Origin of the sequence: Olsenella phocaeensis (assembly GCF_048189965.1) — a bacterium.
Classification (GTDB): domain Bacteria; phylum Actinomycetota; class Coriobacteriia; order Coriobacteriales; family Atopobiaceae; genus Olsenella_I; species Olsenella_I phocaeensis.
Genome location: NZ_DBEZHV010000006.1, coordinates 43,012 through 62,683, shown reverse-complemented (window position 1 = coordinate 62,683; position 19,672 = coordinate 43,012). Strand labels below are relative to the sequence as shown.

General features: G+C 69.7%; 20 protein-coding genes. 2 read left to right on the top strand and 18 right to left on the bottom strand.

All coding sequences use genetic code 11. The features are described 5' to 3' along the window. Positions 1 to 3 precede the first annotated feature (3 nt). The 14 genes from ftsY to ACMPH2_RS02315 form a co-directional block, all read right to left on the bottom strand. Positions 4 to 909, bottom strand: a complete 906-nt coding sequence (ftsY, locus tag ACMPH2_RS02380; RefSeq protein WP_009279312.1) for a signal recognition particle-docking protein FtsY — start codon at positions 907 to 909, stop codon at positions 4 to 6. Continuing rightward, complete coding sequence (gene smc, locus ACMPH2_RS02375) at positions 909 to 4,448, bottom strand: chromosome segregation protein SMC (RefSeq protein ID WP_417118524.1); 3,540 nt, start codon at positions 4,446 to 4,448, stop codon at positions 909 to 911. The genes ftsY and smc overlap by 1 nt, the downstream gene beginning before the upstream one ends. A gap of 31 nt (positions 4,449 to 4,479) precedes the next feature. Continuing rightward, entirely contained in the window at positions 4,480 to 5,196 is a 717-nt protein-coding gene (gene rnc, locus ACMPH2_RS02370; RefSeq protein WP_009279314.1) for a ribonuclease III, read from the bottom strand. 14 nt (positions 5,197 to 5,210) lie between these two features. Further along, the gene (locus ACMPH2_RS02365) at positions 5,211 to 5,453 is read right to left on the bottom strand and encodes an acyl carrier protein (protein WP_062530986.1); all 243 of its coding nucleotides are present in this window, start codon (positions 5,451 to 5,453) and stop codon (positions 5,211 to 5,213) included. A gap of 63 nt (positions 5,454 to 5,516) precedes the next feature. Further along, positions 5,517 to 6,509, bottom strand: a complete 993-nt coding sequence (plsX, locus tag ACMPH2_RS02360; RefSeq protein ID WP_417118523.1) for a phosphate acyltransferase PlsX — start codon at positions 6,507 to 6,509, stop codon at positions 5,517 to 5,519. 98 nt (positions 6,510 to 6,607) lie between these two features. After that, positions 6,608 to 6,787: a 50S ribosomal protein L32 gene (gene rpmF, locus ACMPH2_RS02355; protein WP_009279317.1), complete on the bottom strand. Its 180-nt coding sequence runs from the start codon at positions 6,785 to 6,787 to the stop codon at positions 6,608 to 6,610. 226 nt (positions 6,788 to 7,013) lie between these two features. Further along, the gene (locus ACMPH2_RS02350) at positions 7,014 to 7,481 is read right to left on the bottom strand and encodes an ATPase P (RefSeq protein ID WP_417118522.1); all 468 of its coding nucleotides are present in this window, start codon (positions 7,479 to 7,481) and stop codon (positions 7,014 to 7,016) included. A 90-nt stretch (positions 7,482 to 7,571) separates the two neighbouring features. Further along, entirely contained in the window at positions 7,572 to 8,120 is a 549-nt protein-coding gene (locus ACMPH2_RS02345; RefSeq protein ID WP_009279319.1) for a YceD family protein, read from the bottom strand. Between the two features lie 4 nt (positions 8,121 to 8,124). Further along, complete coding sequence (locus tag ACMPH2_RS02340) at positions 8,125 to 8,622, bottom strand: hypothetical protein (RefSeq protein ID WP_009279320.1); 498 nt, start codon at positions 8,620 to 8,622, stop codon at positions 8,125 to 8,127. Between the two features lie 169 nt (positions 8,623 to 8,791). Beyond that, positions 8,792 to 9,301 carry a pantetheine-phosphate adenylyltransferase gene (gene coaD / locus ACMPH2_RS02335; protein WP_009279321.1) on the bottom strand — a complete coding sequence of 170 codons (510 nt, stop codon included), beginning with the start codon at positions 9,299 to 9,301 and terminating at the stop codon, positions 8,792 to 8,794. A gap of 1 nt (position 9,302) precedes the next feature. Beyond that, positions 9,303 to 9,896 carry an RsmD family RNA methyltransferase gene (locus ACMPH2_RS02330; protein WP_417118521.1) on the bottom strand — a complete coding sequence of 198 codons (594 nt, stop codon included), beginning with the start codon at positions 9,894 to 9,896 and terminating at the stop codon, positions 9,303 to 9,305. Then, positions 9,893 to 12,067, bottom strand: coding sequence for an ATP-dependent DNA helicase RecG (locus ACMPH2_RS02325; protein WP_417118520.1), 2,175 nt, complete (start codon positions 12,065 to 12,067; stop codon positions 9,893 to 9,895). The genes ACMPH2_RS02330 and ACMPH2_RS02325 overlap by 4 nt, the downstream gene beginning before the upstream one ends. Before the next feature lie 3 nt (positions 12,068 to 12,070). Next, positions 12,071 to 13,744: a DAK2 domain-containing protein gene (locus ACMPH2_RS02320; RefSeq protein WP_417118519.1), complete on the bottom strand. Its 1,674-nt coding sequence runs from the start codon at positions 13,742 to 13,744 to the stop codon at positions 12,071 to 12,073. 41 nt (positions 13,745 to 13,785) lie between these two features. Beyond that, positions 13,786 to 14,133, bottom strand: a complete 348-nt coding sequence (locus ACMPH2_RS02315) for an Asp23/Gls24 family envelope stress response protein (RefSeq protein ID WP_062530973.1) — start codon at positions 14,131 to 14,133, stop codon at positions 13,786 to 13,788. A gap of 354 nt (positions 14,134 to 14,487) precedes the next feature. Here ACMPH2_RS02315 and rpmB point away from each other — a divergent pair, with 354 nt between their 5' ends. After that, positions 14,488 to 14,688, top strand: coding sequence for a 50S ribosomal protein L28 (gene rpmB, locus ACMPH2_RS02310; protein ID WP_009279326.1), 201 nt, complete (start codon positions 14,488 to 14,490; stop codon positions 14,686 to 14,688). Positions 14,689 to 14,803: 115 nt separating this feature from the next. Here the strand turns inward: rpmB and ACMPH2_RS02305 are convergent, their stop codons facing one another. Then, a complete protein-coding gene (locus ACMPH2_RS02305) occupies positions 14,804 to 16,147 on the bottom strand; it encodes a thiamine diphosphokinase (protein WP_417118518.1) in 1,344 nt (447 codons plus the stop codon). A gap of 149 nt (positions 16,148 to 16,296) precedes the next feature. On the opposite strand from ACMPH2_RS02305, the gene ACMPH2_RS02300 reads away from it, so the two are divergent. Continuing rightward, positions 16,297 to 16,482, top strand: a complete 186-nt coding sequence (locus ACMPH2_RS02300) for an FmdB family zinc ribbon protein (RefSeq protein WP_417118517.1) — start codon at positions 16,297 to 16,299, stop codon at positions 16,480 to 16,482. Between the two features lie 132 nt (positions 16,483 to 16,614). Here ACMPH2_RS02300 and ACMPH2_RS02295 read toward each other — a convergent pair whose 3' ends face one another. Genes ACMPH2_RS02295 through def form a run of 3 tightly spaced genes read right to left on the bottom strand, consistent with a single transcriptional unit; the run spans position 16,615 to position 19,574 of the window. Then, a complete protein-coding gene (locus ACMPH2_RS02295) occupies positions 16,615 to 18,093 on the bottom strand; it encodes a transcription antitermination factor NusB (protein WP_417118516.1) in 1,479 nt (492 codons plus the stop codon). A 2-nt stretch (positions 18,094 to 18,095) separates the two neighbouring features. Continuing rightward, positions 18,096 to 19,010, bottom strand: coding sequence for a methionyl-tRNA formyltransferase (gene fmt, locus ACMPH2_RS02290; protein ID WP_417118515.1), 915 nt, complete (start codon positions 19,008 to 19,010; stop codon positions 18,096 to 18,098). An 18-nt stretch (positions 19,011 to 19,028) separates the two neighbouring features. After that, positions 19,029 to 19,574, bottom strand: a complete 546-nt coding sequence (gene def, locus ACMPH2_RS02285) for a peptide deformylase (protein ID WP_417118514.1) — start codon at positions 19,572 to 19,574, stop codon at positions 19,029 to 19,031. Positions 19,575 to 19,672 lie beyond the last annotated feature (98 nt).

The following is a 19,672-nucleotide window of genomic DNA, read 5'->3' as shown; positions in this document are numbered from 1 at the left end:
CGTCTACTCCCCCTCTCCCTCGCCCACGAGCGCGCGCGAGAACTCGAGCGCGTCGAAGCTCTGGAGGTCGTCGATTCCCTCGCCCACGCCTATGCGCAGAATGGGGAGGGCAAGGTCATGCGATATGGCGACGGCGATGCCGCCCTTGGCGGTGCCGTCGAGCTTGGTCACCACGAGGCCGTCGAGCTCGAGGGCCTCGTTGAACTCCTTGGCCTGGGCGAGACCGTTCTGCCCGGTGGTGGCGTCTATGACGAGCACGACCGAGACGGGCATGCCCGCGCGCCTGCGCGTCACCTTGACCACCTTCTGGAGCTCGCGCATGAGCTCGGGGGAGGTGTGCAGGCGGCCTGCGGTGTCGATGAGCACGAGATCGCAGCCCTCGCGCTCGGCCCTCTCGATCACGTCATAGCAGACGCTCGCCGGGTCGGCGCCGCGCTCCCGCGTGACGACCTCGACCCCCGCGCGCTCGCCCCAGACCTGGAGCTGCTCGATCGCGGCGGCACGGAAGGTGTCGGCGCCTCCCACGAGGCAGGAGCGCCCCTCCGAGCGGGCGACGCCGGCGAGCTTGCCCACCGTGGTGGTCTTCCCCGCCCCGTTGATGCCCACGAAGAGAACGCAGGACGGGAGGTCCCGGAAGGGGTCGCGCTCGGCATGCGCGAACTCCCCCGCTATGCGCTGGGCGAGGGCCTCCTTCAGCTGTCGGGAGGTCCTGAGGCCCTCGCGCGCGGCCTGTTCGCGCAGGTCGTCGGTGACCTGCATGGCCACCTCCGCCCCCATGTCGCCCATCACGAGGCGATCCTCGAGCTCCTCCCAGAACTCCTCGTCCACCTCGCCGCCCATGTAGAAGATCTCGGATATCGCCTCGCGCGAGCGGGTGAGACCCTCGCGCAGCCTGTCGCGAAGACCCATCAGGCCTCCACCACCTTTCCGCTGGCACGGTCGAGGCGCTGGCTCACCACGTGGCTCACGCCGTCGGCCTGCATTGACACGCCGTAGAGGACGTCCGCCTGCTCCATCGTCCTGCGCTGGTGCGAGATGACGATGAGCTGGGTGGAGTCCTTGAGCCGCTCGATGGCGTCGAGCAACTTGGAGAGGTTGGAGTCGTCGAGGGCGGCCTCAACCTCGTCGAACACGTAGAAGGGCACCGTCCTGGTCTTGTAGACGGCAAAGAGGAGGGCGAGCGCGGTGAGGGACTTCTCGCCGCCGCTCATGAGCGTCATCTTCTGGATGCGCTTGCCGCGCGGCTGGGCCACGATCTCTATGCCCGTCTCGTCCAGGTGGTCGGGGTCGCACATCTCGAGGTGGGCGTGGCCGCCCGGGAAGAGCAGGGAGAAGATCTCGGAGAAGTTCGCGTTCACCTGGTCGAAGACCACCAGGAACTGGCGGCGCATCTTGCGCTCGATCGCCGCGGTGATCTTCTGCAGGGACTTGCGGGCGCTCTCGAGGTCCTCGACCTGCTCGCCGATGTAGTCCGCGCGCTCCTTGAGCCTCTCGTACTCGTCCATGGCGACCTCGTTGACGGGGCCGATGTGGGCGAGGTCACCCTTGAGCCGGGCGACGTCGCGCTCCATCTGGGCGCGGTCGTCGGGCTCGGGGAGCCGGAGGGCGTCGTCGAGGCCCCAGCCGCTGCCCTCTATGGACTGGATGGCGTTCTGGACCTGCACCTCGATCTTGCCTGACTCGACCTTCACCTCGCCCGAGGACTCCCGTGCGGCGTCGAGCTCGCGGCTCGCCTGTGCCACCGCCTCGCGTGCGTCCGAGATGGTCTTCTTGAGGGAGTCGGAATCCGCCTCGGCGAGCGACGCGCGGTCCTTGAGGCGAGCCGCCCAGGCGAGTGCCCGCTCGCGGACGGCCTCGTAGCGCCCGTGCAGGGGCTCCACCCTCAGCTGGAGGACGTCAAGTGCGCGGGCGCTGCGCTCCATGGTCCCCCGCCTCCGGTCGAGGTCGGCGAGCTGGCGCGAGAGCTCCTCCTCGCGCACGGCGAGGTGGTTGCGCCGCTCAGAGACGGTCGCCAGCTTGAGGCGGGCGTCAGACAGCCTGCCCTCGGCGTCGGACTCCTCGCGCGAGGCGCGCTGCCGCTGGGCGGAGACCTCCTCGAGCTCCTCGCCGAGGCTGGCGGCCCGGGCCGTCGCCTCGTCGGCCGCGGCCCTGTGGCGCTCGACCTCCTCGCGGGCCCGGCTCGCCCTCTGGGCGGCGGCCTCGCGGCCCTTGGTCACCTGCGCGCGCTCGGACTCGGCCTGTCGCAGCTGCGCCTCCAGGCGTCCGAGCTCGCCCGTGACAGACGAGAGCTCACCCGCGAGGCGCGCGACCTCGCCCTTTGCCCTGGCGCTCGCCTCGCGTGCCTCCTGGAGCCGCAGCTCGCTGTCCTGGGCGGCCTGGCTGGCCTCCCCCAGCGCCCCCTCGAGCCGGGGCAGGTCGCCCCGGAGCTGCCTGATGCGGCGCTTGCGCTCGAGGGCGCCCTGCTCGGCCGTGGAGGCGTTGCCCACTACCACGCGTCCGTCGGGAAGCGCCATCGCCCCCTCCGCCGTCACGTAGCAGGCCTCGGGATGGCTGGCATGCGCCTCGATGGCGGACGCGACGTCGTCCACGAGCCGCACGTCTCCCAGGAGCCCCGCCACGAGCGCCTCCGCGCCGGCCAGGGGCACGAGCTCGGCGAGGAGCGAGCGGCCGGGAAGGCCATCGCCGGGGAGCTCCCGCCCGCGACCCTCGAGCGAGAGCAGGGACGCCCGCCCCTTCGCCTTGCTGGAGGCGGCCTCGCGGGCGAGGGCGACGAGCTCCTCCCCCGTGCTCACGACGAGGCCTCCCAGGTCGTCCCCCAGAAGGGACTCGACGAGGCCCTCGAGCTCGGAGGGGGCCTCGACCAGGTCTGCCACGCGGTACCTGATGGTGGAAGACAGCCTTCCGGCCGAGAGGGAGCCGACGAGGGCGCTCGAGTTCTGCGCCTGGCGGTCCACGGACTCGAGGGCGGAGAGGCGGGCGCGCGCGTCCGAGAGCGCGTGGCGGGCGTCGTTCTCCGCCTTGCGGGCGTCGCGCTGCTCGTCCTTGCAGCCATTGATGCGCGTTGCGAGCGCGGCGTCCTCCTCGCGGGCGGAGGCGAGCGCGCCCTCGAGCTCCTCCCTGCGGCCCCTGCGCTCGGAGAGGGACTCTGTGGCGGTGGCGACCCCATCCTCGATCTGGGCGAGGCGGCTCTCGAACATCTGGTCCTCCACCTGCGCGTTCGAGATCTGGTCGCTCAGCTTCGCGTAGGCGAGCGTCTCCTGGTCCGCCTCGCGCTGGGCGGCCCTCTGGTCCGCGGTCAGCTGGGCCTGCCTGGACCCGAGGGAGCGACGGAGCTCCTTCGCCTCCTTTGCTGCGGGGCCGAGCTCCGCCACCTTGCCGCGCAGGTCGTCCGCGAGGGCGCGGGCCTCGAGGAGCTCCCCCGTGACGCGCTCCAGCTCGGCCGCCGCATCAACGCGCTGGCGCTCCAGGGCGGAGAGGCCACGGCGCGTCTCGGAGAGGCGCGAGACCATGTTGCGGCCCTTCTCCTCCAAGAGGCGCATGTCAGAGTCCATACGGCCCAGGAGGTCCTGCATGCGCCGGCGCTGCTCGCCCAGGTCCCCCACGAAGATGCCCTTCTGCTCCAGGAGGGACTGGTATCGCTCGAGCTCCGCGTTCCTCTCGTCCAGGCGGTACTGAGCAAGCTCGACCGCGGCGTCGGCCTCGCGCCCGCGGTCGGCGAGGGCCTGGTAGCGCTGCTGGAGCTGGCGGAGGTCGTCCACGGCGAGCGTGGTCGTGAGGGTGGAGAGCTCGCCCGTGATGCTGCGGTGCCTCTGCGCCTTGTCGACCTGTCGCTCGAGGGGCTTGAGCTGGCGGCCGATCTCGCGCTGTATGTCCTTGGCACGGGTCAGGTTGTCCTGCATCGCCTGGAGCTTGCGCTCCGAGCGGTCCTTGCGGCGGCGATGCTTGCTGATGCCCGCCGCCTCCTCGACCAGCTCGCGCCGCTCCTCGGGCCGGCTCGCCAGGATCGAGTCGAGCTTGCCCTGGCTGATGATGGAGTGGGTGTCCTTGCCCAGGCCGGAGTCGTGCAGGATGTCCGTGATGTCGCGCAGGCGCGAGGGCGCGCCGTTGATGAGGTACTCGGACTCGCCCGAGCGGTACATGCGGCGCGTGACGGCGACCTCGGAGAAGTCGATCGGAAGGGTGTGGTCCACGTTGTCGAGGACGAGCGTCACCTCGGCGAGGCCCACCGCGGCCCTGCCCGAGGAGCCCGAGAAGATGACGTCCTCCATGGCCTGGCCGCGGAGCATCTTGGCGCTCTGCTCGCCCAGGACCCAGAGGATGGCGTCGGATATGTTTGACTTGCCGCTGCCGTTGGGGCCCACCACGACGGTGAGGCCGGGGTCGAAGACCATGTTGGTGCGGTCCGCGAAGGACTTGAACCCCTTGAGCGTGAGCGACTTCAGATACACGTCGAAAGAATCCCTTCCAGGCGCAGGGCCGCTAGTTCTTCTCGCCGCCCGAGGCGGGCAGCTGCCCCATGCGCTGGAGGGCATCCAGCGCCGCGGCCGACTCGGACTCCTTCTTGGAGCTTCCCTCTCCCCTGCCCATGCGCACGCCGTCCACGAGGACGACCGAGGTGAAGGTGGGGCTGTGCGCGGGACCGCGCTCTCCGGCGAGCTTGTACTCGGGGGCGCAGCGGAGGTCGCGCTGGGTCACCTCCTGGAGCCTCGACTTGGGCGAGAGGGGCCTCTCCGCAAGCTCCGGCGACATGTGCGGGGCCAGCGTGCGGGAGACGAACTCGTGCGTCGCGTCGTAGCCGGCGTCGAGGTAGAGGGCCCCGACTATGGACTCGTAGACGTTCTCGAGGGCGGAGTGCAGCCCCCGGGCGCCGGTCCCGCGCTCGGACTCGCCGAAGACGATGACCTCCCCTATGCCGAGCTCGTCGGCGACGGCGCTCAGCATCTTGCCCGACACGAGCGAGATCTTGAGGCGCGTGAGCTCGCCCTCGTCCATGCGGGGGAAGCGCTCGAAGAGGTCGGTGGCGACGATGGCGCCGAGTATGGAGTCACCCAGGAACTCGAGCCGCTCGTACGAGGCCGACACGGGCTTGTTCTCCACCGCGGAGGGATGCGTGATCGCCGAGGTGGCGAGGTTCTGGTCAGCGAAGTGGTGGCCCACTATCTCCTCGAGGCGGGCCACCTGCTTGTGGGACTTCAAGTGAGCGTGCCTCCCTAGGCGCCCAGGGCGCTGGCGATGGCGTCGACGGCGTCGCCCAGGGTCTGGATCTTCTGCAGGGAGTCGTCGTCGAGGGTGGAGCCGAACTCGTCCTCGAAGGCGGTGACGAGCTCGAGCAGGTCGAAGGAATCCGCCCCTAGGCTCTTGAACTCGGTTGACTCGTCCAGGCCCGCGGCGTCCGCCTCGAGCTCGTCCGCCGTGAGGGAGACGACCTTCGCCAGTATGTCGGAACGCTCCATGGATCCTCCTCGACCAAGGTGGCGCCATCGCCACCGGCTGCATTCTCCGTCGATTGTACCCTGCTACTGGCCCTGCTGGACCAGGCGGGCGACATTGTCCACAAGCCCTGCCCGCACGGCCCGCGCGCAGGCCAGGGTGCCGTTCATCACGGCGTCGGCGGAGGTGGCGCCGTGGCCGATGAGCACCGGCGCCTTGACCCCCAGCAGGACCGCGCCGCCCTTCTCGTCTCCCGAAAGGCTCGCCGCCACGGCCTTCAGCGCGGGCTTGAGCAGGAACGCCCCGAGCTTGGAGCGGCCCGAGCTCGCCACCGAGCGCTTGACCTCCGAGAGTATGAACTTGGCGGTGCCCTCGAGGCTCTTGAGTGCCACGTTGCCGGTGAAGCCGTCGGTGACGATCACGTCGTAGCGGCCGGCGAGCACGTCGGTGCCCTCGCAGTTGCCACGGAACCAGTCCGGGCCGGCCTCGGCGAGGGCCTTGTGCGCCGCCAGGACCGCCTCGGACCCCTTGGTGTCCTCGGAGCCGTTGGAGAGGAGCGCGACCGTGGGCTCCGCCACGCCCAGCGCGACGCGCGCGTAGGCGCGCCCCATCTGGGCGAACTGCACCAGCATGTCGGGGCGCGCGTCGGCGTTGGCGCCCATGTCGGTAAGGACGGTCTCGCGTCCCGTCATGCCTGGAAGCGAGCTGGCGATGGACGGCCGCTTGATGCCCTTGACGCGTCCGATGTGGAGCGTCGCCGCGGCGAAGATGGCGCCGGTGGACCCGGCGGAGAAGAAGCCGTCCGCCTCCCCTGCCCTCACGCTAGCGCAGCCCCGCACGATGCTCGAGTCCCTCTTGGCGCGCACCGCGTCCGCGGGATGCTCGTCCATGCCTATGACCTCGGTCGAGACGAGCGCGCGCACCCGCTCGTGGGACGCGGCGAAGGGAACCACCACGTCCTCGTCGCCCACGACGAGGACGCTCAGGTCCCCGTCGGCCTCAAGCGCCTTCCCTATGCCCTCGAGGACGACCCTGGGCTCCTCGTCTCCCCCCATGGCGTCAACGCAGATGGTGGTCATGTCCTGCCTCCCCCGTGCCGCTGCGCGGCGTGTACGTCTAAAGAGGGAGGCCGACCCCGGTTGGGGCCGGCCTCCCCAGGCCTCGTCTGTCAGGAGGGCTACTCGGTGACGACGACCTCGCGGTCCTTATAGTAGCCACAGTTGGGGCACACGTGATGCGGAAGCTTAGGAGCGCCGCACTGGGGGCAAACGGAGCGTGCCGGAGCGGCGAGCTTGCTGTTGGCCGAACGACGAGTGTGCGTGGCGCCACGGCCCTTTTTCTGCTTGGGAACTGCCATCTTGAACCTCTCTTAGACTCACATCATGCCCGCGCGGTTGCCCGGAGCGGTCTGACCTGCAAACACACAAGGACAAATATAGCACCAGACGCCCCCTTGTGAAGGAGAGCGCACCATTTCCACGGCAAATTGCCTCTAGGCGCCACGGTGCGTCCGACATGGTAGCAAAAGCCGGAGTGCATTGGGGATGACCGCGCCCCACCCAACACCCACCAGGGATGGCAGGCTATGCCCTGAGCGTCGCCCTCAGCCGGCTGGGACGCAGAAGGAGGTCAAGCGCCTCGCAGGGTCCGGGCACCAGCACGTCCGCATGCCCGAGCAGGGCAGCGCACACGCCCTCCTCCCCCACCACGGCGATTCGGAGCGCGGCGAGGTCGAACATCCCGATGTCGTTGTAGCCGTTGCCGACGCAGCAGACCCCACCGCCGAGGGAGCGCACGATCTCCTCCTTGCTGAGACCGGCGGAATCCGAGGGGAAGGTCAGGAGCCTGAGCGGCAGGCCCTCGCAGGCAGCGGCGGCGCTCCCGTAGGTGTCGGCCGTCAGCACGATGACGTCGACGAGGTCGCTGAGGAGCGCGATGCGCTCGGCCACGCCCCCGACGAGCCTGCCATCTGCGGCGATGGTGCCGTTGAAGTCGAGCACGAGGTGGTCAATCCCGAGCTCTTCCCTTCCCGGTATGTCGATGCGGATCACGTCGGGCCTCCCGATCCTGGACGGGGAACAAGAAGCTGCCCGGCCAGCTCAGCCGACCGGGCAAGGCGACGAGCGTGGCACGGCCCCCGCCTACGAAAGGTCGAGACCCTTGAGCACGGAGAAGGGATTCGACTCCATGCGAGAGGCCTCCAGCAGGGCGGCATGACCGCAGTTCTCGTGGTTGAGGTTCGTCCCGCAGACAGGGCAGAGCCCCGCGCAGTCCTCGCGGCAGAGGACGACGTAGGGGGTCTCCATGAGCAGGGCGGAGTTGATCGCCTCACCCAGGTCGATGCTGTGGTCGGGCAGGACGAGCGAGTAGTCGACCTCGTCTTCGTCATCGCCCTCGGGGAGGGTGCCGGGGTCCTTGAAGAGGTAGTACTCGTCCACCTCGCCGTCCACGTCGAACTCGGCGGGGTCGAGGCAGCGGTCGCAGGTGCCCACCACGTGCGCGCGCACCATGCCCGTGGCGAGGATTCCCTCGCCCACGTTGGTGAGGACGAGGTCGTAGTCCATGCCCTCGGGGAGCGAGAACTCGTGCTCGCCCAGGCTGTAGCCCTCCTGGTCGACGTGGCCCGAGAGGGGAAGGGTGTCCCCCGCCTCGGCCAGGCGCTCGTCCAGGATTTGCTTGATCTCTGCCATGGCGCTACCAGGCGACGTCGTTGGTCTGGTTGCGCGGGCCGGAGTTCTCGTCCAGCGTCTGGCGGACGCGCGTGACGGAGTTGGTGAGGGACTTGAGGTTGTCCTCGAGGTGGGCCAGGACGGTGTCGGCGTACTCCTCCGCGTTGTAGCGGGTGTCGCGCTCGTACTGGGCCGCCTTGTCGCGGATGTCGTCGGCCTGCTGCTGGGCGAGGCGCACGACCTCCTGGTCGCCCGCGAGGATCATCGCCTGCTGCTGGGCGTCGGCGATGATGGAGTCGGCCTGCAGCTGGGCACGCTCCAGGGTCTCCGCCTCCTCCTTGACGATGCGGCGGGCGTCAGAGAACTCCTGCGGGAAGACGCGGCGGATCTCGTCCAGTATCTCGTAGACCTCGTTGGCGTCGACGATCTTCTTGTTGGCGCCCGCGGCGAAGGGCGTCTTGCCCTCGCTCACGATCTGCTCGAGTTCGCCGACCAGGCTCTCGATCTCCTCACCCGGCTGCATACGGGCTCCTTTCGTCATGCTGGCGACCTGACGTGCGCCCCTCGGTTTGGATTCAGGCCGCATCGTTCACATGTTAGCAGATTGGATGAGCTGCCCGTTTGCCGGAAGGCCATTTGCGGGCAGCGTGAAGGCATGGGCGGACGACATGCGGTGGCTGCGCGCCTCTCGCCTAGGTCCTGTAGTGGAGCCTCAGGCGCTCCGCCACCCCCGGGGGCACGAGGAAGCTCACGTCCGAGCCCAGGGAGGCAAGTTCGCGCACGATGGAGGAGGAGACGTAGCCGTACTGGGGGTTGGACATGACGAAGACCGACTCGACGTCGGGCGCCATGTGGCTGTTGAGGTCGGCCTGCTGGAGCTCGTACTCGAAGTCAGTCATGGCCCTGAGGCCCTTGACCACGCCGCCGGCACCGACCTCCCGGCAGAAGGACATGAGGAGCCCCGAGAAGGGCCTGACCTCCACGCCGTGTATGCCCACCTCGCGCAGGGACGAGCGCAGCATGTCCACGCGCTCGTCGAGCGAGAACGCAGGACCCGTGCCGCGCTTGTTGACAGAGGCGGCTACGGCGACCGTCACCTGGGGGAAGAGCCTGCACGTGCGCTGGATCACGTCGAGGTGCCCGTAGGTCACCGGGTCGAAGGTGCCGGGCACCACCACGTGCTGGATCCTGTCGTCTGCCATCCTAGGCCTCCTGCGTCTGGAAGAGGGTCACCGTGGTGATTCCGTGGGACTTGCTGCGAACTAGGCGAGCGCCCGGGAGCGCAAGCTCGTCGGCATCCGTCGAGCGCTCGTAGAGCACGAGGCAGCCCGGGACAAGCAGGCCCCCGGAGCCCAAATCGACCACCATGTCCGAGACCGTGGAGGCGGGCAGGGCATAGGGTGGGTCAAGCACCACGATGGAGAAGGGCGAGCCCCAGATGCCGCCGCGACGGGCCAGCTTGAGCGCGTCGCCGCAGACCACGCGCGCGACAGAGTCCGCGCGGTCGCCTGCGAGCGACTGGACGTTGCGACGCACGCGCGCGGCGCTGGGCCGGTCACGCTCCACGAAGCAGCAGGACTGCGCCCCGCGCGAGAGGAGCTCGAGCCCGATGGCCCCCGACCCCGCGAAGGCGTCGAGCACCCTCTGGCCCGCGAGCTCCAGCCCGCAGGCCGACATCAGCATCGACGCCATGGACTCCCGGGTCCGGTCGGTCGTCGGTCGCGTCACGTTCCGGCCGTCAGGAGCCTCGATGTAGCGGCCCCTCCAGTCCCCTCCCACTATGCGAATGCGGCTCATGCCCGCTCCATCTCCTCGAAGTAGCTTGGGAATCGGTCCCTGACCTCGAGGGCGAGGGGCCTGTCGTCGTCGCCCGAGAGCGAGGGGTCCGCATCCAGGAGGGCGAGGGCATCCTCGTGGGCCCACTCTGCGAGGGTGGCGTCGGTCGCGAGGTCGGCGACGCGCAACGACACGTTGCTGCCATGCTGCCGGTATCCCAGCACCTCTCCCTCGTGCCTGAGCTCGAGGTCGAGCTCGGCGAGTTCGAAGCCGTCGTCCGTCGACTCCAGGGCGGCGAGGCGCTTGCGGGCGGGCGTGCCCCTCTTGGCAGCGCAGGACAGCCAGACGGAGCCCGCCACGGAACCCCTGCCCACGCGCCCACGGAGCTGGTGGAGGGTTGCCAGGCCAAAGCGGTCGGCGTCCAGAACGAGCATCGCCGTGGCATTGGGGACGTCGACGCCCACCTCGATGACCGTGGTGGAGACCAGGACGTCGATCCCCCCGGCAGCGAACTCCTCCATGACGCGGTCCTTCTCCGCCGCGGGAAGGCGTCCCGTGAGCAGGCCCACCCTGAGCCCGGGTAGCACGCGCCTCTGGAGCTCCTGTTGGGTCGACGTGGCCGAATGGAGCCTCTTGGCGTTGGAGCGCACGGACTCCGGGACGTCCTCGAGCTCGCCGCCCTCGTCGGAGTCGTCCACGAGCGGGCAGACCACGTATGCCTGGTGTCCCGCCTCGCAGGCCTCGCGCAGGCCTGCGTATGCGAGGTCCATACTCTCGGGCGGGATGACCCTTGTGGTCACGCCCGCCCCGGGCACCGGCCTGTGACGGATGCGCGATATCGAGAGGTCGCCATAGAGTGAGAGGGCCAGCGTGCGAGGTATGGGCGTCGCCGTCATGGCCAGGAGGTCTGCGCCCGGGCCCTTGCGCCTGAGGGCGGCGCGCTGGTCCACGCCAAAGCGGTGCTGCTCGTCGATGACGGCGAGCGAGAGGCGGCGGAACTCGAGGTCGTCCGAGAGGAGCGCGGTCGTGCCGAAGAGCGCGCAGGGCTCGCCCGACGAGAGGAGCGCGGCGGCACGCGCCCGCTCGTCTGCCGGGGTGGCGCCCGTGACCAGGGCCCAGGGCACGCCCGCCGCGTCGAGCAGCGGGCCGAGCTTGCGGGCGTACTGGCGCGCGAGCACGGAGGTCGGCGCCATGACGGCGGACTGGTTGCCGGAGTCTGCCGCCGCGGCGAGGGCGAGCGCCGCCACGGCGGTCTTTCCCGTGCCCACGTCTCCCAGGAGGATGCGGTTCATGACCTCGCCGGCCGCCATGTCGTCGAGTATCTGGCGGGCGGCCATGCGCTGCTCGTCGCTGAGCTCGAAGGGAAGGGAGGCCACGAGCCGCGAGAGCCTCGGTCCGTCCGTGACGTGCCTGAAGGGAGTGACGCCCCCAAGCTCCATCTGCCGTCTGGAGTGGAGGGCGAGCTGCAGGCAGAGGAGCTCGTCGTAGGCGAGGCGCTCCCTGGCCGCGGCGGCCTCGGCGAGGCTGAGGGGGAAGTGGACGGCCCTCAATGCACGACCCAGGCCCATGAGGGATCGCTCGAGCCGGAATCGGACGGGGAGGAAGTCCGCCACGTCGCCCGAGCTGGCGAGCGCGGACGAGACGATCCTGCGCATCCAGGAGGTGGAGACGCCCTCCCCCACCGGATGCACGGGAAGGATGCGGGCATAGGACGAGACGTCCCCCTGGCCCTCGATGACCTCGAAGAAGGGGGAGCGCATCTGCTTGAATCCGTAGGCGAAGCCCACCTTGCCCGAGAGGGCCACCTGCATGCCAGGCTTGAGCTGGTCCGCCACCCAAGGCGCGCGGAAGAAGCTGACCCGCATGACGCCGGTCTGGTCGAGCACGTAGACCTCGACCACCTGCATGCGCGGCCGAGGGCGTTTGAGCGTAACGCGGTCCACCGTGGCGATGACCGTAGCGTCATCCCCCACGTCCGCGAGGGCTATGTTGGTCAGCCTGCTGAAGTCGAGGTAGCGGTGGGGCAGGTGTAGGAGGACGTCGCGGACGCGGACGAGGCCCAGGCGAGCCAAGGCCTCATGGCGCGCGCCCGAGACGAACCTCAGGCGCGACGCGTCGTCCGTGAGCGAACAGGTCCTCGAGAGGCGCTCGCCCACCTCTGCACAGGTGGGAACGCTTGCTCTTCCTGCCAAGGCTTACTCTATCGAGAAGACCACCGGGTAGAGGGGCTGCTCGCCGCGGTGCGCGTCGACCTCGAGGTCAGGCTGGGCCTCCTCGATGGCGGCCACGAGCTCTTCGAAGGCCTCGTCGCCGAGGTCGGAGCCCGCGAGGATGGTGAGGGTGTCCCCCTCCTCCTCTTCCTGCATGCGGGCGATGACGTCGAGGGTGACCTGTCGCACGTCACTGCCCACGACCTCGATGGCGCCCCCCTCGATGCCCATGACGTCGCCCGCGTGGATGGGGGTGCCGTCCGCTGCGGCGGAGTCGCGCACCGCGGTGGTCACCTCGCCGTCACGGATGGTGCCGATGGCCTCTCCCATCTGCTCGACGTTGGCCTCGAGTCCCTCTTCGGCGTCCGCCGCGAACATGGCGGCAAAGGCCTGGAGGACGGTCTTGGTTGGGACAACCGCCGCCTCGACGTCCGTGCAGGCGCTGACGGCGGCCTCGGCGGCCATGCGGATGTTGCCGTTGTTGGGAAGCACGATGACGCTCGTGGCGTTGCAGGCCTCGATGGCCTCGAGGATGTCTGCCGTGGAGGGGTTCATGGTCTGCCCGCCGGACACGATGACGTCGACGCCCAGCGAGCGCAAGATCTCGGCCTGCCCGGACCCTGCGGCGACGGCCACGAAGCCCAGGCCCTTCTTGGGGGCGGCGTGGCGCGGCGAGGACTCCTTGTCCTCGCGGATGCCCTCGGTGCGCTCCTGTGCCTCGAGGTCCATGTTGTGGACGAACACGTTGAAGATCTGGCCGCGGTGCAGCATGTGGCGCAGGACGCGGTCGGGCCTGTTGGTGTGCACGTGGATCTTGTAGTCGGGGTTGGTGCCCACGAGGAGCTCGCAGTCGCCCATGGAGCTCAGGTACTTGAGGTTGGCCTCCTCGTCGAAGTCCTGGCTGTCGGCATGGAAGAGGAACTCGGTGCAGTAGCGGAACTCGGATCCCTCCCAGTCGTCGTTGATCTCTATGTCGACGACGTTGGCGACCTGCGCCTTGGCGCTCGTGGGGGTGACGCTGGTGTCGAAGTCCGAGACCTCGCCCGCCTTGCCCTCGTAGGCGTTGACGAAGGCCTCGATGAAGGTCGCGAGGCCGAAGGCGCCAGAGTCGACGACGCCGTTCTCCTTGAGGACGGGCAGGAGGTCGGGGGTGCGGGCGACGGACTCGTAGGCCTCCACCACGATGGCGTCGAGGGCCTCCTGGGGCGTGGCCTTGGCCCTCTCCATCTGGTCCGCCCTGGCCGAGACGTCCTTGAGCACGGTGAGGATGGTGCCCTCGACGGGCTTGCGCACGGCCTTGAAGGCCACCTTGACGCCGTTGCGCAGCGCCGAGGCGATGTCCGCCGTGGTGGCGTCCGGGCCCTTGGCGCCGGTGAGGCCCTCGGCCACGCCGCGCAGGATCTGGCTGGTGATGACGCCCGAGTTGCCACGGGCGCCCATGAGCGAGCCATGGGTGATGGCCTTGGCGATGTCGTTCACCGAGGCGTTGGCGGGGAGCGACTCGACCTCCTTCACCACCGTGCCCAGGGTGAGGGACATGTTGGTGCCCGTGTCGCCGTCAGGGACCGGGAAGACGTTGAGCTTGTTGATCTCGTTCGCCTTGTCGGCGACGACCTTGGCGGCGACGGGGAAGCAGCTGCGAATGGTGTTGGCAATCATGATCTGGAGAACCTCGGTTCCTCTCGTATCGTGGGGCACGCCTAGCGGGCGGTGCGCATCCCCTCGACGTGGACGCGTACCTCGACGTTGTCAAGCTCGGCAATCTGCCTGAGGATGAACTTGACGGCGCTCACGAGGTTTTCTGACACGGACGCCATGTTCACGCCCTGCTCAACGACCACGTGGAGGTCCACCTTGACGGTCTCCCCCTCTGCGGAGACGCCGACGCCCTTGCGCAGGCGGTAGGTCGGAAGGAGGTGGGCAGGGCCCTCCTGCTCGTCGGTGACCGCCATGCCCACCACGCCGTAGCACTCGAGGGCGGCATAGCCCGCGAGGTCGGCGATGCAGTCGTTGGACACCTTCAGGGTTCCGGGGACGACCATTGCCATAGCTTCTCCTCTCGCTTGGTCGATGTTCGACCGGCGCATTCATTCATAGAAGTCTAGCACGCGAGGCATGCGGCGCAGGAGGACAACCCGTACGCCCGGCCCACAGCCCGACGCCGCTGCCGTGGAAAGTCCACGCGAACGCCACCGCAGCCCGTCTCCCGTCTGCTAGTATCTTTCGTCGGTGACACGGGGCGGACTCCCCCGGAATGCTCTGCCACCAAAGGTCTTGTGGTCTGGCTACAAAACGCACACAAGCTGTCGCGCTTTGTTCTTGCATGCCGCTGGTCCTGTGCTATATTTGGACAGCTTTTGGTAATTGCTGGCGCCTTGCGCCACCCTATGGAGGTCGTAAACATGTCGAAGGTATGTGATATCTGCGGTAAGCACGCCGTTGCTGGTCGCTCCATCAGCCACTCCCACCGCACCGTCGCCCGCAAGTTCAAGCCCAACATCCAGCGCGTCACCGTCGTCGTCGACGGGCGTCCGCAGAAGAAGAACGTCTGCACCCGCTGCCTGAAGAAGGGCAACCTGGCTCGCTCCGTCGCCCAGGCGTAGCGCGGCGCGCGACATACCGGCGATTCCTCGGAGGCCCCTCGGGGCCTCCTTTCTTGTGCGTCACAGGCGGCTGCCCGCGGGGCGTCGCGCACCCCTCCCCACGGCCGCCGCGGACCTAGCTGACGAGAAAGACGGCCAGCACCCCCTCGTGGCAGGTCACGCTCGCGTCAGGCACGCACACGACGTTGGACACCCCCTCGTCCCCAAGCAGGGGAAGCGCGCGATGGTCGAGCTCCCACCTGAGCCCCCGCTCGCTCAGCACGCAGCCCGGGGAGAGGGCGATGGCAGAGAGCGTGCGCCCCTGCGCCTCAGGACCCAGCTCCCAGCTGGGCCGGCCCGTCGGCGAGAGGACGCGGCACTCGAAGCCGTCCTCCACGAGGCGAGGCCGCGCGTCGGCGGCGGAGGCGAGCTGGCCGACGACGGCCAGGGCGTGGTCGCTCCTGCCCCCCGACGCGCAGCAGAGCGTGAGCTCGAGCGCCTCCCGCCTGCGAGCCGCCTCGTTGCGGGCACAGGCTATGGCGATGGCGAGGTCGGTCGAGTACTTCTGCGAGGGGAAAGCGATCCTGGTCCGCGCCACCCCCTCCGCCCAGGCCCGGGCCGAGCCCCTCACGGAGTCGAAGTCGCCGCAGAAGGCGTCGGGCACGACGCCGGCGGCACGGAGGGCCTCGGCACCCCTGTCCGCCGCGACCACGTAGTCGGCATCCCGTGCGAGACGTGCCACGAGGCCGGGCGAGCTCGGTTCGGGGGAGCCGTCCACCACGAGCGCCCTGAGGGTGCCCCGCGTGCGCGGGGGCACGGGCTCGAGGTCGCGGATCAACGCCAGCGAGACGTCCACGTACCCATGCGAGAAGATCGTGGATGCGTCCTCGCAGAGCGCGCGGTCGCGCCCGCCCCCCTCGCTGTAGACGCAGACCGTGGGGAAGCCCGCCCGGTGCGCGGAGCCCAGCCCGAGGGGATCGTCCTCAAAGACCCAGGTGGCACTGACGTCGCAGCCCAGGCGCTGCGCCGCCTCGAGGTACACGTCGGGATGGCCCTTGCCCTTGCCGCACCCCTCTGCGGAGACGACGAGCTCGAAGAGCCCGAGCAACCCTTGGACCTCGAGCGCCTCGCGCACGAGGTCGGCGCTCGTGGAGCTCGCCACGGCGAGGTGGATGCCCGCATCATGCAGCTCGAGCAGGAGCTCGCGCGCGCCCTCGACGGGCCGCACGCGCTGCCGATACCCCTCGAGCGCCCTGCGTCGCAGGTCGCGAAGGATGCATTCCGGCTCCTCCCGCATTCCGTAGCGCTCGTGCAGAAGGCGACACATCTGGACCAGGGGCACCGACTCGACCTGCGCGTAGACTTGCCCTGGGTCTGGCGCTCCCCCGTCCTCGAGGAGCTCGAGGACGGCCTCTCTCCACATGGGCGCGGAGTCGAGGATGGTCCCGTCCAGGTCGAAGATCGCCCCGTCTATGCGCATGGCGTCAGCCCTCCCAGCCGCTGGTTGCAGGATTCATGGTAGCAGCCGCTCGGCGGCGGCCCCGGCGCAAGAGCCGGCCACACTTGGGTACAGTAGTCCACGTGGCCGTGAGGCCGCTTTTTGTGCACGCACTCTTCCGGAGGATTCACATGGCTCGCTATGACTACAAGTGCCCCTCGTGCGGGACCCGCTTCGAGGTGGAGCATCCCATGAGCACCCACCCCAGCGTCAGCTGCCCCAAGTGCGGCAGCAAGGCCCAGAAGGTCTTCTCCAGCTCGGGAATCGTCTTCTCGGGATCCGGCTTCTACAACACCGACCAGAGGGGCAAGAAGTAGCGCGCCTGGTCGCCGCCCGACTCCCACGGAGAATCGGAGTCGCGGTCGCGTCACCATAGCAAGAGCGGGGAGGAGGCCCGTCTGGCAGCTGTCCGGACGGGCCTCCTCTCGTGCGTCCGTCAACCGAAGCCGCTATCCCAACCTGCACAGGCGCGCCATGAAGTGACCGTCACAGAGCGGGGAGCCGAGCCGGTTCGCGCGCGAGGTCCTCAGGAAGCCCTCGGGGGTGAGCATGGAGCGCGCCAGGGCGAGCTGCTCGGGGGCGAGGACGCCCGTGGCGGGTGCGTCCAGCGGACCAGCGAGGCTGAATTCTCGCCCGACGTCCGAGGCGAGAAACGCCGCGACGACGTCCTCATCCTCCTGTCTCAGCTCCGAGCAGGTCGAATAGACCAGACATCCCCCGACCTCGACGCGACGGGCCACGGCCCCGAGGAGTTCGAGCTGGAGCTTCGGGAGCTCGCGCAGGGCCGCCTCCTCCCCCAGCGACCAGGCGACCTCGGGATGGCGGCGCAGGGTGCCGCTGCCCGAGCAGGGGGCATCCAGGAAGGCAAGGCGGAACTCTCCCCTGAGCCCTTCGGGAAGCGACTCGTCGGCTCCCGAGAGGGTCCTGCCGTCCAGGGCGTGGCAGCTCGCACGCCCGGCAAGCCCCACGGACCCCAGGCGTCGTGCGGACGAGGTGCTCTTGTGCGGGTCGCTCTCCACGCAGGCCATGCGAAGGTCCACGTCGAGCGCCCTGGCGGCGGACTGCAGGAGCAGGCTCTTGGTGCCCCTGCCCTGGCCGACCTCGAGGAGCCTTCCTCCCCGGGGGCAGGCGAGCCAGGCGACGACCTGCGCCGCGAGGTCGGCGGGAAGGACGTCGGACGTGCGCACCAGGCCGGAGCCAGCGAGGGCTGACGGGCGGCCGAGCCTGAAGGCGCCCGGCCACGGGAGCGGCTCCGGGGCGAGTCCTGCCACCTCGAGGGCCAGGCGAGAGGGGGCCTCGCCCTGCACTACGAGGTTGCCGGCCACGCAGGGCGTGGAGGGCTCGAGGGAGTCGAGCGCGACGGCGGCGGCGCGGGAGGCGCCGAGGGAGGAAACGAGCTCGCGGGAGAGCCAGCCGGGAAGGCAGCAACCGAGCGAGATGTCGCCTGCCGGGGAATCGGGGGTGGAGCCCTCGTCGACAGGCCGTCCTCCGGGGGCCGCGGCCGCATGGAGGCGGTCGCGCGCCTCGGCCAGGCGGGGCCGGTCCTCCTCCGCGATGCGGCGCAGGACGGCATTGGCGAGGCCGGCGGCGCGGGGGCTCGCCTCGCGGGTCAGCTCGACCCCCTGGCTCACGGCCGCCTGCGCGGGGGTGGAGAGGAAGAGGAGCTCGAAGGCAGCGACCCTCAGGGCGTCACGCAGCCGGGGCTCGAGCCTCGTGCCACGACGGAGATGCCCGTCGATGACCCCGTCAAGGCCGCCGGAGCAGCGTGTCACGCCCAGCACCAGGCGGGTAGCAAGGGACCGGTCGCGGGGCTCGAGGGCGTCAAGCCCCTCCGAGGCCCTCATGAGGTCGCGCGCGCGGGCAGAGCGACGCCGGCATTCGCCCAGCAGGCGCAGGGCCGCCCTCCTGGCGGCGGTCGCCCTCGCCATGCCTAGGCGCGCCCCCAGCCAAGGTCCCTCTTCTGGAGTCCCGCCGCCCAGGCGGAGGCGTCCATCTCGCACTTGCCGTCGGGCTTGACCCGCAGGAGCTCGATGGCCCCGTCGGAGCAGCCCAGGAACACGCGGCCCTTGCGGACCAGCACGCCACCCTGGGATAGCGCCTCGCCAGAGACGCGCGCGTCGAGCACGCGGACCCCCTTGCCCTGGAGCGCCATGCGGGCCGGCGCAGCGTCGAGGGACGCCTGGACGCGCCTGCGGTTTGCCAGACGGCCGTCCGCCGGGTCGAGGAGCATCTCTCGCTTGTCGATCTTGCGGGCATAGCTCACCTGCGACTCGTCCTGGTCGACCCAGCGGGCCGTCCCGTCCTCCATCTGCGCGAGGGCCAGGAGCAGCTCGTCTGCCCCCAGCTCGGCAAGCTCGGACATGACCGTCGCGCAGGGCTTCTCGCCCACCTCGACCGACGCCTGCCTGCAGTAGGCGCCGGCATCGAGCTCGTGGACAATGCGCATGATGGATATGCCCGCGCGCTCGTCGCCCTCGAGCACCGCCCTCTGGATGGGCGCGGCGCCGCGCCAGCGGGGCAGGAGCGAGCCGTGCACGTTGACGCAGCCCATTCGCGCGATGCCCAGGAGCTCGTCGGGCAGGATGCAGCCGAAGGCCGCGACGGCCACGGCGTCCAGGTCGAGGTCGCGCAGGCGATCGAGGAGCTCCGACGTCACGCGCCTCGCCTCGGCCACCTCGAGCCCGAGCTCGAGGGCCGCCGACTTCACCGCGGAGGGCACGAGGGCCCTCCCGCGGCCGCGCACGGCATCGGGCCGCGTCACGACGAGCGCGACCTCATGGACGGCGGCGAGCTTCCTGAGGGGGGGCACGGCGAAGTCTGGCGTGCCCATGAATGCCAGGCGCATCTGCGGCTCCCCTTCCGACTAGTCTACGGAGACGTCGCCGGGACGGGCGCCCGCGGCCGTGGCCTCCTGATAGGCCCTCATGGCGGCGATGCGCTGGCCGGCGCTCAGGTGGTCGACCATGGTCACGCCGTGGATGTGGTCGATCTCGTGCTGGAGGCAGACGGCCATGAGGTTGTCGCGGGCTTCGTACTGCATGAGGTCCCCGTCCAGGTTGAGGGCCTGGACCACCACGTGGCTGGGTCGCCTGACGGGAACCGTGATGCCGGGGAACGACAGGCAGCCCTCGCCCGTCTCGCGCTCCTCGCCGTCTGCGACGACGATCTTGGGGTTGATGAGCACGTAGGGGTTCTTGCCGTTGGGGCCGGAGTAGTCGACGTCTATGACGACCATCTGGACGAGCTCGCCGACCTGGGGTGCCGCCAGGCCGCAGCCGTCGGCGGCGTACATGTCGTCCAGCATGCGGCGCGCGAGCCTCTTGATGCGCTCGTCGATGGCCTCAATGGGCGCGCACTCTGTCTTGAGCCGCCCGTCAGGGGCACAGACGATGTCTTCCAGTGCACTCATTGCATGGCTCCTTGCTATGTGGGGGGCGCCGGGGGCGCCACGCTTTGTCCAGGCTATGTTACTACCCCAGCGACATGCCTCCCAAACCGCCGTCGCAT

What these genes read in the sequence shown, in the direction of transcription:
- ACMPH2_RS02305 (WP_417118518.1), bottom strand. Translation starts at nt 16,147, where the DNA reads ATGCGCATAGACGGGGCGATCTTCGACCTGGACGGGACCATCCTCGAC.
- ACMPH2_RS02320 (WP_417118519.1), bottom strand. Translation starts at nt 13,744, where the DNA reads ATGATTGCCAACACCATTCGCAGCTGCTTCCCCGTCGCCGCCAAGGTC.
- rpmF (WP_009279317.1), bottom strand. Translation starts at nt 6,787, where the DNA reads ATGGCAGTTCCCAAGCAGAAAAAGGGCCGTGGCGCCACGCACACTCGT.
- plsX (WP_417118523.1), bottom strand. Translation starts at nt 6,509, where the DNA reads ATGACCACCATCTGCGTTGACGCCATGGGGGGAGACGAGGAGCCCAGG.
- ACMPH2_RS02315 (WP_062530973.1), bottom strand. Translation starts at nt 14,133, where the DNA reads ATGGCAATGGTCGTCCCCGGAACCCTGAAGGTGTCCAACGACTGCATC.
- ftsY (WP_009279312.1), bottom strand. Translation starts at nt 909, where the DNA reads ATGGGTCTTCGCGACAGGCTGCGCGAGGGTCTCACCCGCTCGCGCGAG.
- def (WP_417118514.1), bottom strand. Translation starts at nt 19,574, where the DNA reads ATGAGTGCACTGGAAGACATCGTCTGTGCCCCTGACGGGCGGCTCAAG.
- ACMPH2_RS02365 (WP_062530986.1), bottom strand. Translation starts at nt 5,453, where the DNA reads ATGGAGCGTTCCGACATACTGGCGAAGGTCGTCTCCCTCACGGCGGAC.
- rpmB (WP_009279326.1), top strand. Translation starts at nt 14,488, where the DNA reads ATGTCGAAGGTATGTGATATCTGCGGTAAGCACGCCGTTGCTGGTCGC.
- ACMPH2_RS02345 (WP_009279319.1), bottom strand. Translation starts at nt 8,120, where the DNA reads ATGGCAGAGATCAAGCAAATCCTGGACGAGCGCCTGGCCGAGGCGGGG.
- ACMPH2_RS02295 (WP_417118516.1), bottom strand. Translation starts at nt 18,093, where the DNA reads ATGGCGAGGGCGACCGCCGCCAGGAGGGCGGCCCTGCGCCTGCTGGGC.
- coaD (WP_009279321.1), bottom strand. Translation starts at nt 9,301, where the DNA reads ATGGCAGACGACAGGATCCAGCACGTGGTGGTGCCCGGCACCTTCGAC.
- fmt (WP_417118515.1), bottom strand. Translation starts at nt 19,010, where the DNA reads ATGCGCCTGGCATTCATGGGCACGCCAGACTTCGCCGTGCCCCCCCTC.
- ACMPH2_RS02300 (WP_417118517.1), top strand. Translation starts at nt 16,297, where the DNA reads ATGGCTCGCTATGACTACAAGTGCCCCTCGTGCGGGACCCGCTTCGAG.
- ACMPH2_RS02330 (WP_417118521.1), bottom strand. Translation starts at nt 9,896, where the DNA reads ATGAGCCGCATTCGCATAGTGGGAGGGGACTGGAGGGGCCGCTACATC.
- ACMPH2_RS02340 (WP_009279320.1), bottom strand. Translation starts at nt 8,622, where the DNA reads ATGCAGCCGGGTGAGGAGATCGAGAGCCTGGTCGGCGAACTCGAGCAG.